Raw genomic sequence first — 12,196 nt, 5'->3', positions numbered from 1 at the left:
TAATCATTCATTTCCCCTTCCAACTAAGACCTACTCAAAAAAATTTCAAATAAACTATTTTAGTCTATCTACTTCTAGTCAAATGTTATAATGCAATAATCAAATCTAAAACCTCTATAAAGGGAACTAAACAAAATAATTTTAGCTACAATAACAGGAACAGATTGGGCTTTCATAATCACATTATTTTCGTAGCGATTTCCGGAATAATAGCGCAATATGCTTCGCATAGCCTCTCTAAAAAAAGGGAAGAGGAAAAAGATTTAAAAGACTATTGATAGAAAATACATATTAATAACAAGGGAATGCTTGTAGACTGATCTATACTGCATTCCCTTATTGTATGTATGCTATATTTCTATCCCTCTTTTTCCTTTTCCGACATTAGAACCTCTACCCAAAATACTTGATTTTTGCCCTAACCTGAGGAACCGTCCTACACTTTTTATTCCACGGTTCACTTGACTACGAGCCTCTACACCCTCAAACTCCCAAAGATAACCCCAGCGGGCAAAAACCGCCCTTCTGGGGCCACCTCTGATGAGTTTGCATGAGGGTGCCCCTCATAGTAAAGCAACTTTCGCGGCATAAACGCTCCGGACTCTGATCTTTACTTCCAAAATTCATACCATTTCTTAGCATTGCTTGCCACAATCATATTCTTAACTCCCTGGACTTCTCTGATCATTTGCATGAGCATTTCATCGCGTCCCTGGTTCTTCGCCATATATTCGCTATTATTTGTCGCTATAAGCTTTTGGGATTCATGTATCGATTGTATAGCGCTCAATAATTCCGATTCTCTTTGTGAGAATCGCTGATCTTGCTCCGTTAATCGTTTAGTTAATTCCAGCAGTAATTCATTTTGCTTTTCAATGACTTCTTTTTGATCTTGAATCATCGCCTGTAGCGTCGTAGCGTTGAAATCAGGTTCTTCATAGCGCTCCATCTCGTGTCGCTCTAATGGCAATACTTCAACGCCTTGATACCATGATACTATTTGTTTTGTAGCGTTTTCTAATGTCATGTCTGTGTCGTTCTTTAGCATGATAACCTTACGAAACACCATTACATCACTTTCTCTATACTTCCTATGCCCTCGCTCATTCTTTATAAAGGTATAACCCTCTTTTTCTAGTACATCAGCATACTTACGTAATGTACTAGATTGGATACCTAATTGCTCTGCCACGTCGCCAGGGCTATATAGCGTCTTCATAGCGCTTCACCTCAAAAATATATTCGCTATAGCAATGATATACCCTTTTTCCTAATAATTCACGTATCAATTGTTTCAGTTCTTAACTTCCACAATCTTCACATGCCTAATATATGTAATTCATATTAAAGCTCCAAGCTTAGAAATACATATCAATTTTAAAATTGAAAAATCATTACTTCTGGATACCAGCATCAAAATCTTTTTTTCTATATACAAGATTTTATGCAAAAAAAGAAGAACCCGGATCCATAGAATCCCCGCTACATCAACGATGTATAAAATCCTGTATACAAGATAACAAAACAAAAAAAGGAGAATCCTTGTCAATACAAGGATTCTATGAAAATCTTGCTACCGATAATAGGACGTTATGTCAACTAATTGTGTATAGAATATACAATATGTTCAACCAAAATATTAGGTATAAAAAATAATATTCTTAATTCCTAAAAACTTTTATTTGCTACATTTAAATGTTTTTATTCATAAAACACCAATGTATTATCTTATTAGTATTGATCACTGGAACGATGATGTGAATGATGAATTGGAGCTGGTGTTTCAAGTGCAGAACCAAAAACATTTGTTCCAGCAACTATACAACCGCCTACTCCCATTTGAGGAAATATTATTCTAGCTATTTCATTTCCTCCAGCATCACGTACAACATTATGAATAAAAACACGAGTTCCTGCAGGAATTACTCCCCCAGATATAGGTACATCATTTAAAACAGTTAAAAAAGTCCCTATTTTACTTGTTAGATCACGAGAATTATATATATCATCCATGTAAGTATAAGGATTTGAATACGAATTTTGATACATAAATTTTCAACCCCCATATTTCCTAATTTTATCTGGTACATTTATCTATATATTCATTGGGTTATAATCTGTATAGATGAAAGACCTATAAACAGTTTTATTTTTAGATATAAATAGCAAAAACTAACCTTATTTAATAATATTAATATTATTAATAATTCTACTTATTTAACCAAAGATATTATTAAAACTTGATAATATCTTTGGTTTTTGCCCTATGCTGGGAGTCCCATCCTACACTTTATATTCCACGATTCACTTGACCACGAGCCTCTACACCCTCAAACTCCCAAAGATAACCCCAGCGGGCAAAAACCGCCCTTCTGGGGCCACCTCTGGTGAGTTTGCATGAGGGTGCCCCTCATGGTCAAGTGACTTTCGCGGCATAAACGTTACGGATTCAGTGATCAGCCCTTGTCTAGCTATTCTCTCATGTCCCCCTATTAAAAAATCTCTTATATTAAAATCAATATATTGTATAATATAGTTAAACTTGATTATATATAGTATCACATATAATCAAGTACATATTCTCCCCTTTAGGGAGCTTGATTTATCCGCCCTAACGGCGTCAAATCAAGAAGTTCAAGAGCATTCCACGAATCGTCCCGCCGTCCATTGTCCGGCAAGACTCAAGCAGGGCAAAATACGCCTGCCTTGGCATGATAAAAGCTAACGCTTTTCCATGCCTGCGGTCAGACGCATTCATTTTTGATTCTCGCTGCGCTTGAACCAAAAACAAGCTCGGCAAGCCGAGTGAATGGTCTTCAGGCGTATTTTGCCCTGCGGGACTTCCTGGACAGAATGCTTCGCATCTGTCCAGATTCTTTTTCTAAATCAGCTCACGCTTCTTAGAAAAAGACAAATAAAATCGCCTTTCGGCATTTTTATTTGTTTGATCAAAATATCATGCTTCGCATCACATTTTGAATGAAATTAAACAAACATTTGTTTAAAAATGTTTGTTTAATAAAAAAACGAAACATATAAACACGAATTATACCGAAAACCCATAGCTTCGCTATAAAATCCCAAATAATTAAATACAAAGATAAAGCAAAGACAGGAGGTATCCCTATGGCCGCGCCACGAAAACATATAAGGATTCTAAAAACAAAAGAAATTGAAGGCATGGATATGCTTTGGAAAACAGGAACAGCTACCAGAGAACAAATGGAAAGAGAATATAACATCAAAGGAGATCGCCTGAAAAAACTTTGTCATAGCGGCTATTTAGAAGAGCGAACAGGAAAGATTGTTCTAGGAGAAAAGGGAATAGAAAAGTTTAAAAAAGAAGGTAAAGAATATCAATATAAAACCGGTATAAATAACGCTAAACATGATATTCGCCTCTCTGAAAAATATATTTCTTTACCTAAAGAAACAAGAGAAACATGGAAAACAGAAAAACAATTGCATTCAGAGGCCCAGAAAGACCCCAGATACGACGATTTTAAAAAAAGAATAGTAGAGTCCCATCCGCAAGGAAAATTCCAACCAACGCCCGATGGAGCCGTCTATAGCGAAGTGCATGGCGGTTATATTGCCATAGAAGTGACAACACGTAACTATAAGGAGATTGATATTCAACAAAAACAAGAATTTGCGAAAACATTTTTATCCGGGTATGAACAACTATAGGAGGAGAAAACATGGCAATACAACCAACATTTATCGTTCCACCTACTTTTTATACAGTACATGAAATTATGAATAATACGAATGCACCCTATATCTTAAACTTACATGACATTCAAAAAGATCCACATAAGAGAAAATTAAGTGATGAATTACATTTATTCATCATGAAGCATTATCATAATCTATTTACATTTATGCTTCATCATCAGCCCTACATGTTAAAATCTCAATTTTTGGACCTATTTGGCTATCAAAAAGGAAAAAAGAATAAGTCTAGAACACTTGGTTATGCAAAATTAAAAGAGTTAGAAGATAAACTGTTAATTGGTTCTAAATCCTTTTATGGTGCGGAATATATTTATTTATCTTATCGAGCTTACTATTATTTTGGCCAAGAAAAAAAGGTGCTGCCAATTGCACCAGGAGAGAATGTACTCTTCCGCCATTTTACTCGTATGGAAGACTATCTAGAATTAAATAAACAATATACAGACCCAATATTATTAATCGCATTACTTTGCTCTCACGAGCATTATTATCTATTACATACAGAATCATTTTTCCCAATTCAACCAATACAAGAGAAAGATACACGTTACTTTGGAGAATACTTTCCAAACAACAAAATACCTAAAAATCTTGATATGAAATTTGTAACAGACTTTCTCATAAAGACAAAACAAGAAAATAGAGGATTGTGGTTGATCAATGAAGAGACACCTGAAACTCAACTTCATGTACTCATTACATTTATCGATGAACTCTTTAAAATCCTTACTACACGTTGTTCTCTTAAATTACTTATTAATAATCAAAAAGAATCTTTACACATCGTAGCAAATATTATCCCAATACCAGGAACATCTTATATCACGATAAATAACCTAATCTCTGATATCTATCATATTAAATTTTTATTGAAGATTTGCTTTCCAACAGTAATAACAAGCTTTACTTTTATTGTGATGAACCAAGATCATGAACGTGAGTTAAATAATGTTATCAATAGAATTACTAAAATTAGAGAAAATAAAAAGAACTTACAACCTTGGCAATCTATGATTGATCCGAAAAACATCAAAATCCGGAATACAAATCTATTTAGACGTTTAAATTTCAACGATTCCTACGAATCTCAGCGAGAGAAACCACTTCCACAATAAACACTTACTTTTAGTAAGTGTTTTTGGTCTTTCCCCTACTTTTGAGGTAGAGGCTGGCCGGGGTGTGGGGAGACCCCACGTATTGCGTATCTAATAATAGAGTAAGAATTAATTAAGGGACGTTAGATCAAGCGGTTTGGCTCGTATAATGAATAGCTCAAGCCGATATGCCTAAATCCCACTTTTGAGTGTGTCGGCTTGGCGATAGAAGCAAACGAGCCAAAAAAAGTTCCGCAAGGATGTTAGAAAAAAGAAAAGTCTTCGACTTTAGCCGAGGATTGACGAGGCGACTTTTTTCTAACAAAGGTGGAGATTTTTAAGACGGGTTTCCTTAAAAATACTACCTGTTCCTTGCGGAACTTTTAGCCATTTCTATATAGAGTAAGAAGGAACAAACATATCAAAGTGAAAAAAACCAGTAATATCAAGGGTTTCAAGATTTTTCGTACTTACCATTTTTGGTAAGTAAACTTACCGTTTTTGGTAAGTACGAAATCAATAAAAAATCTACTAAGTGAAGTAAATTTAAAATAATTTAATAGGTAAATTTTTAAGTTGTTTTGGTACTTTTCTAAACATTGCTTTAAGTGTTGGATTAACATCATCTCTATTTCCAGAAAACATAATATGAGGATTTACAAACAAAGCGTATGCTCTAACATTATTATCATCAACACCACTTTCTGAACGGGCTATAATACCTTTATCTATTAAGTTTCTAATTAATGGACTAACTTTTGTTTCATATCTTCCAATTTTTTTAGCTAATTCTCGTTGAGTTAATGGAATCTGTTCCTTAGAATTTATATCACTAACTAAACAGTTACTTAAAAAACCTACACACATTGAAATATCTAATATAAATACTTTTTCAGCATTTGTTAAATAATCTATTTCAAATAAGTATTGAATATTTTGTTGAATGATTTGAACAAATTTAGCTTTATTCTTTATTTTACGTTCAGGTACCAGCTTCATTCCATATGAATTTGCTTTAGCTTGAAGTTCATTTGCTATGTACATCTCTTCTTCTGATAATATCTTTGAATTCTCGATATCTCTCAATCTTGAATTCCTTTCAGCTTGTTCTAAATTAACTAATTTTTTCATAAAATAAACTCCTCCGAAATTACCAATATAAAAATAATAATTTCAACTATATTAATTTTACATTACATCTAAAATTAAAAATATTCTTATACTAATAAAGTGTTACATATTATTCTCCTACTTTTGAGGTAGAGGTTGGCCGGGGTGTGGGGAGACCCCACATATTGCATATCAAAAAATAGAATAAGAACTAATTAAAGAATGTTAGATCAAGCGGTTTGGCTCGTATAATGATTAGCTCAAGCCGATATGCCTAGATCCTACTTTTGAGTGTATCGGCTTGGCGATGAAAGCAAACGAGCCAAAAAAAGTTTGGCAAGGATGTTAGAAAAAAGAAAAGTCTCCGACTTTAGCCGAGGACTGACGAGGCGACTTTTTTCTAACAAAGGTGGAGATTTTTAAGCGGAGTTTGCTTAAAAATACTACCTGTTCCTTGCGGAACTTTTAGCCCTATATATAGAGAGTGAGAAGGGACAAGCATACCAAAGTGAAAAAAAACCAGTAATATCAAGGGTTTCGAGATTTTTTATAGTTATCGAATTCGATAACTTTAGTTATCGAATTCGATAACTATAAAATCATAAAAAAACCTGTATGAAATTCATACAGGTTACACTAATTTTATGGGTAAATTTTTTAACTCTTTAGGCTTTCTTATAAACATAGTTTGTAATGTTTGATTAATATTATCACGATCTCCGCAAAGAATTACATTAGGATTTATGTACAATGCATACATTCTAGCATTAATTCCATCTCTACCAGATTCAAAACGCCCAATTAGGCCTTTTTCAATTAGTTGCTTCACTAATCTACTAACTGTATTTTTACTAGATCCTATTTTTTCTGCAATTTCAGTTTGGGTCATAGGTAACTGTTCTTTTGCATTAATATCATGAACAATACAATTCGAACGAAAACCTATAAATCCAATAATTTTATTTAAAAACATAATTTCTTCATTTTTTAAATAACTATTTTGAATGAGATATAACCAATTTTCTTGTATGATTTGAGCAAATTTAGCTTTATTTTTTATTTTACGTTCAGGTACCAGCTTCATCCCATGTAAATTTGCTTTAGCTTGAAGTTCATTTGCTATGTACATCTCTTCTTCTGACAATATCTTCGAATTCTCGATATCTCTCAATCTTGAATTCCTTTCAGCTTGTTTTAAATTGACCGTATTTGCCATAATATTTCCCCTTATTCCTAGTATTTACAACTAGTACAGAGGCTTTTTTTATGATATTATGAAATTATAATTTTATAAGAATAAAAAAGCCACTTATGTATAGTTGTTTCCGACAATTCAATTATAGCATGACTGGCTTTTTTATTGTAATTTTATAGTATAAATATTCAACTTCAAAATTCCTCATAAGATGTAAAACTATACCCGTAAAATAGACTGTGTCTTTTTAAATAAAATAACAAACACCATTCTGATTATCATTTCTGTAATCAGAAAATCACCATGTAAAAAGCAAAATATAGCTAAAGAAATTATCGTACCAACAATTAATTAGAAATAAAATCTAATTTTCTTAATATAAATTTCCATATCGATTCTTTTCCTGTTACTACCGAAGCTCTACCTACCATTCCAGTATGCAATTCATATAAATCTTGTGTATCAATTGTCGCCTCTAATTCATAAACGTAAGCTTTTGAATCTTTATCAAAAATAGGATGTGCCGATATATATGTTATTTTTCCCATTTGTTTATCCGTTTTCTTTAACTTAAACGAATACTGTACTTTATCTCCTTTTTTAATCCCTTTTATTTCTTGAGCTGATAACAAAATTTTTATCTTTTTCTCATTTTCTTTTGGAATAATGGAAACTACCTCTTGACCAGGATCAATTAAATCACCAGGTTGAATGATAGAAGGAAATTGTACAACTCCATCTTGATGTGCCTTTATAGTCATTATTTCATTTTGATTATGTAATCCATCTAAATCTTGTTTTTTTACAAATATCTCTTGCTCCAAAGATTGAATACGCTGATTCACAGAAACAATAGCACTGTCCCTATATTGATTTAAAGCATATTCCTTTTGTTCTTGTTTCCCTTCTTTCGTTGTATCAATCTTCTTTCTCTCACTATCTAACGTTTCTTTTCTTTGATTTATTCTTTTTTCTATAATATTTTGTTGAGATTCTAAGGATTGAATTTTGTCATCCAATACTTGTTTTTGTTCATCTAATATATTTTCTTTATCTTTCTGTTTTTTTATAAATTTAATTTCTCTTTGTATATTTTCCTCGTCTGCAATTAATCCTTGTAAAATTTCATCTTGTTCATTTGATAACTTACTATCAACTATCAAATGCAACTCATTTTCCTTTTCATTTTGCAAAGATTGATAACCTTGCTCATATGCTTTATATTCTTCTCTTATTTTTTTATCTACTTCATCAGAAAAAGATAATTTATTGGACTGAATACTCTTTTTCAATTGTTCTAACATCTCTTTTTGTCCCTCTAAACGCTTAATAATTTGTTCAAATTGATTCTGTTTATTCATTAATTCCTGATTCTTTAATTGGATCAAAATATCCCCTTTTTTTATCTCATCACCAGATCGAACTGAAACAGTATCTACAATACCAACTATTTGAGTACGGGACACACTAATATCTGACTTGCTTTGTACTATTGCTGTTCCTTTACTTACAATATCTAGTTTTCCAACATATGCCCAAATCATAAATCCTAATAGACTTATAAAAAGAAAACATAATAATCCAGCGATAAACCGAGGAGGCCTTTTCTCCAATAACTCCACACTATCAGTTAATTGATCAAAAGAATATATTTTACTCAAATTGACCACCTCGCATTGCATATGATTGTGCTTCTATATGTTCTACATGAACTGTTTGGTTCTTCCAAAGACGATAATACTCACCTTTATGGAATAATAATTCTTCATGAGAACCTCTCTCTATAATATTTCCTTTCTCCATTACAAAAATCTGATTTGCATGTTGAATTGTACTCAATCGATGGGCAACCATAATTACTGTTACTCCTTGTGTACCCAACTCTTTTAACATATCCGTAATATATTTTTCAGTTGTAGAATCTAAATTACTTGTTGCCTCATCCAAAACTAAAATATCTGGCTTTTTTAATAGTGCTCGCGCAATGGCTAAACGCTGTCTTTGTCCACCTGATAAATTTGATGCATTTTCTTCTAACAAAGTTTCATAACGTAATGGTAGTTCACTAATAAAATTATGAACAGCAGCATCCTTACATACTTTTATAATATCTTCTAATGTAGCCTCTTGTTCTAATCCAAATCTTAAATTATCATAAATCGAACCACTAAAGAAAAATGATTCTTGAGAAACATAAGCAATACGATTACGTAAAGCCGTTCTATTTATTTCCTTAATATGATAATCATCAAAATAAATATCTCCTTGTTGTGGTTCATAATAATTCATTAATAATTTTGATATAGTTGTCTTTCCAGAACCACTTTCTCCTACAAATGCTACCTGACTACCAGGCTCTATAGAAAAATTTATAGAATTTAAAACATTTTTACGAGTTCCATAACGAAAAGTTACATCAGAACATTCAATTTTTCCAAATAACTTCTTAGGAGATACTTTATTCTCTTCCTTTTCACTTTTTTCAGCATCTAAATCAAAAATTTCATTTAATCTTTCACCCGCAACTAATGCAGATTGCATAACAGGTTGAATTCCTATTAAATTTTCAATTGGATTTAAAAAATAAGCTAAAAGTGCATTATATGTAATTAATTCACCTATTGTCATATGTCCTTTTAATACCTGTAATGCACCAACCCAAAGAATAACTGTTCCTCCAATTAACTCAAGCCCCATTTTAATAGAACCTTGTAAATTAGATAACATTCCTCTTTTAAATACTTGCTTTAATAGATTTATAAACCGATTTTCTACTTGAAAAAACACTTCTTTTTCAGCATTATATGACTTTATTGTTGCAATTCCATTTAAAGATTCTACTAAATAAGAATTTAATTTTGCATTACTTTCCATCTCTTCTCTATTAATAAATTGATACGGTTTATGAAAAGCAAAAATAATCCCAATGTAAAAAGGTATTAATAACAATGTAACAACAAATAAAAGTGGACTATGTATGTATAATAAAATTGCCCCTAAAGTAACCATTAATGTATCAATCATTAATGTAACTGTTATAGTTGATAATGCGTCTCTTATCTTACTTGCATCCATAAACCTAGAAATAATTTCGCCTACTTTTCTAGTTTCAAAAAAATTCATTGGTAATCCTACAACATGACGGTAATATCCAAGCATTAACTCAATATCTATTCTCCTACTTAAATATAAAATTAAATGAGTTCTAAAATAGGAAAGAAAAACTTTAAAAATATACAATACAATAATTCCAATTGATACAATATGAAGTGTTTGTAACAATTGGTTTGTCACAATATCATCAATTAAAAACTTAAAATAAAAAGCCCCTAACAATCCAAATAGATTAAAAAATATTGAAGCAAAAAATAAAGGTACCAATAAATTAGTTTGTTTTTTTAACAAAAATAAAAATCTAGAGAATGTACCTTGAGATTTATTTCCCTTTTGAAATTCTCCCCCTGGTTTTATTAATATAAGTACACCTGTCCACATTTGACAAAATTCATCTAATAAATATGTAATATAACCTCTTTCTGGATCAACAACATAAATCTTATTTTTTTTAATTTTGTAAATTACTATATAATGCAGAAAACCACTATTTACTACAACATGAGCAATCGCAGGTAGAGAAATCTGTGTCAAAGCTTCTGGATTTGTTGCTTTTACACCTTTTACTTCAAATCCTAACTTTTCCCCACCCTCTATTAATCCTTTTACATTTGTTCCTTGTAAATCTGTACCTACTATTTCTCTAATTCTTGAAATAGACATATTTAATCCATAATAATTTGAAATCATTGCAAGACATGCTGGTCCACAATCTTTTAAATCATGTTGTTTAAAATGTCTAATTTTTCTTTTCAACAAATGACCACCTTACCTCTTAAAGAACAGAATATTAAAAAAGTTGTTTTTCTTATTTTATTTATAAAATAAGAAAAACAACTTTAAGGATTACATACAAACTAACTCAATTAGCTTGCATAATATCCAACTACGCCACCAACAATAGCACCTGCTGCACCACCAATAGCTGCACCAACTGGTCCACCACCTATACCAATAGAAGCACCGTATTCAGCTCCAAGCCATGCTGTAGTACCAGCAGTACCTAAACCACCTGCAACGGCGCCACCCCAGCCGCCTCCATCAATCTCTAATTCCTCTAATGAAAGTTCTTCTAATAAAGTATTATTGTTTAATAAAAGTTCCATGAAATATTCCTCCATATTATATAAATATTTAGATTTTAAAATTACATATCAGCTGCAACGCCAATAGCATATGCAACTCCGCCATAAACTCCACCAACAAATGCACCAGCTGGTCCACCAATTAACCCTCCAACTGTAGCGGCACCCGCAATAGAGCCTGCAGCTTGACCAGTATAAGTAGCCCAGTTAGAGCCACCACCATCAACCATTTCTAATTCTTGTTCTGTAAGTTCTTGAATTAAAGACATTTCTTTCATTATAAATTCCTCCTTTAATAGTTTTTATAAAACAAAATGATAATATTAATCATTTTGTAAAACACTTTATTGAAATTTAGCGATTATTTGTACTTTCTATAAAGTTTAAAAAACACAAAAATCATAATAACAAAATACAAAGTTAAAGATAAATTAGCATAATTTAATTTTTCATTAGATAAATTAAATATTACATTAAACACTGGTATACCAAAGTATATAGATAAACCAATAGAATAAATAGAAATAAATAAAGCAATATAATGCTTATTATTCTTAATAATTTCCATTTTTATCCTCCTAACTCTCGGATTAAAAATGTTAAAACATGTAAATCCGAATAGATATATAATATCAAAAAAACATTAATTCCAAAATATACAAATGAAAAATATGTAAAATTGCATATTTTTAAAACTAAAAATAAATTAAGGGGTAATGAAAGTAAACTAACATTCATTAGTTTACTTCCCCCCCTTCTAAACGTTGGCTTCGCACCAATTCCCCCAATATCCTCAAAATAGATGAAAAAGTATACATTCAAAAGACTCTAAATAAAGAAATTATAATTCCTTTTATATT

General features: G+C 31.5%; 11 protein-coding genes. 2 read left to right on the top strand and 9 right to left on the bottom strand.

Going from position 1 to position 12,196, the window contains the following annotated elements; genetic code table 11:
• Positions 1-610: 610 nt before the first annotated feature.
• Both NST27_RS29470 and NST27_RS29465 read right to left on the bottom strand, forming a co-directional pair.
• Entirely contained in the window at positions 611-1,219 is a 609-nt protein-coding gene (locus NST27_RS29470) for a DUF3967 domain-containing protein (protein WP_047387978.1), read from the bottom strand.
• 512 nt (positions 1,220-1,731) lie between these two features.
• The gene (locus tag NST27_RS29465; RefSeq protein ID WP_047387979.1) at positions 1,732-2,049 is read right to left on the bottom strand and encodes a hypothetical protein; all 318 of its coding nucleotides are present in this window, start codon (positions 2,047-2,049) and stop codon (positions 1,732-1,734) included.
• Between the two features lie 1,077 nt (positions 2,050-3,126).
• Here NST27_RS29465 and NST27_RS29460 point away from each other — a divergent pair.
• Together NST27_RS29460 and NST27_RS29455 are read left to right on the top strand one after the other, a co-directional pair.
• On the top strand, positions 3,127-3,690 hold the full coding sequence (locus tag NST27_RS29460; RefSeq protein WP_047387986.1) for a hypothetical protein: 564 nt from the start codon (positions 3,127-3,129) through the stop codon (positions 3,688-3,690).
• 11 nt (positions 3,691-3,701) lie between these two features.
• Positions 3,702-4,853, top strand: a complete 1,152-nt coding sequence (locus NST27_RS29455) for a hypothetical protein (protein WP_047387987.1) — start codon at positions 3,702-3,704, stop codon at positions 4,851-4,853.
• 525 nt (positions 4,854-5,378) lie between these two features.
• Here NST27_RS29455 and NST27_RS29450 read toward each other — a convergent pair.
• The 7 genes from NST27_RS29450 to NST27_RS29420 form a co-directional block, all read right to left on the bottom strand.
• Entirely contained in the window at positions 5,379-5,963 is a 585-nt protein-coding gene (locus NST27_RS29450; RefSeq protein ID WP_047387992.1) for a replication/maintenance protein RepL, read from the bottom strand.
• A gap of 610 nt (positions 5,964-6,573) precedes the next feature.
• Positions 6,574-7,158: a MarR family winged helix-turn-helix transcriptional regulator gene (locus tag NST27_RS29445; protein WP_047387995.1), complete on the bottom strand. Its 585-nt coding sequence runs from the start codon at positions 7,156-7,158 to the stop codon at positions 6,574-6,576.
• Positions 7,159-7,484: 326 nt separating this feature from the next.
• Positions 7,485-8,798 carry an HlyD family efflux transporter periplasmic adaptor subunit gene (locus tag NST27_RS29440; protein ID WP_047388000.1) on the bottom strand — a complete coding sequence of 438 codons (1,314 nt, stop codon included), beginning with the start codon at positions 8,796-8,798 and terminating at the stop codon, positions 7,485-7,487.
• The gene (locus tag NST27_RS29435) at positions 8,791-11,007 is read right to left on the bottom strand and encodes a peptidase domain-containing ABC transporter (protein ID WP_423739645.1); all 2,217 of its coding nucleotides are present in this window, start codon (positions 11,005-11,007) and stop codon (positions 8,791-8,793) included. Before NST27_RS29435 ends, NST27_RS29440 begins: the two co-directional genes overlap by 8 nt.
• A gap of 110 nt (positions 11,008-11,117) precedes the next feature.
• Positions 11,118-11,357, bottom strand: coding sequence for a hypothetical protein (locus NST27_RS29430; RefSeq protein WP_047387977.1), 240 nt, complete (start codon positions 11,355-11,357; stop codon positions 11,118-11,120).
• 41 nt (positions 11,358-11,398) lie between these two features.
• Positions 11,399-11,614 (bottom strand): Blp family class II bacteriocin, encoded by a 216-nt coding sequence (locus tag NST27_RS29425; RefSeq protein ID WP_000661789.1) that lies wholly within the window; start codon positions 11,612-11,614, stop codon positions 11,399-11,401.
• An 83-nt stretch (positions 11,615-11,697) separates the two neighbouring features.
• Positions 11,698-11,904 carry a hypothetical protein gene (locus tag NST27_RS29420; protein WP_000402620.1) on the bottom strand — a complete coding sequence of 69 codons (207 nt, stop codon included), beginning with the start codon at positions 11,902-11,904 and terminating at the stop codon, positions 11,698-11,700.
• Between the last annotated feature and the right edge of the window lie 292 nt (positions 11,905-12,196).

This window comes from Bacillus sp. FSL W8-0770, assembly GCF_038008705.1.
GTDB classification, from domain to species: domain Bacteria; phylum Bacillota; class Bacilli; order Bacillales; family Bacillaceae_G; genus Bacillus_A; species Bacillus_A cereus.
The sequence above is the reverse complement of the archived record's forward strand: the minus strand, read 5'-3'. Positions and strand labels throughout refer to the sequence as shown.

Excerpts from the sequence above, each read along its gene's own strand:
- NST27_RS29470 (WP_047387978.1), bottom strand. The coding sequence starts at position 1,219 with ATGAAGACGCTATATAGCCCTGGCGACGTGGCAGAGCAATTAGGTATC.
- NST27_RS29465 (WP_047387979.1), bottom strand. The coding sequence starts at position 2,049 with ATGTATCAAAATTCGTATTCAAATCCTTATACTTACATGGATGATATA.
- NST27_RS29460 (WP_047387986.1), top strand. The coding sequence starts at position 3,127 with ATGGCCGCGCCACGAAAACATATAAGGATTCTAAAAACAAAAGAAATT.
- NST27_RS29455 (WP_047387987.1), top strand. The coding sequence starts at position 3,702 with ATGGCAATACAACCAACATTTATCGTTCCACCTACTTTTTATACAGTA.
- NST27_RS29450 (WP_047387992.1), bottom strand. The coding sequence starts at position 5,963 with ATGAAAAAATTAGTTAATTTAGAACAAGCTGAAAGGAATTCAAGATTG.
- NST27_RS29445 (WP_047387995.1), bottom strand. The coding sequence starts at position 7,158 with ATGGCAAATACGGTCAATTTAAAACAAGCTGAAAGGAATTCAAGATTG.
- NST27_RS29430 (WP_047387977.1), bottom strand. The coding sequence starts at position 11,357 with ATGGAACTTTTATTAAACAATAATACTTTATTAGAAGAACTTTCATTA.
- NST27_RS29425 (WP_000661789.1), bottom strand. The coding sequence starts at position 11,614 with ATGAAAGAAATGTCTTTAATTCAAGAACTTACAGAACAAGAATTAGAA.
- NST27_RS29420 (WP_000402620.1), bottom strand. The coding sequence starts at position 11,904 with ATGGAAATTATTAAGAATAATAAGCATTATATTGCTTTATTTATTTCT.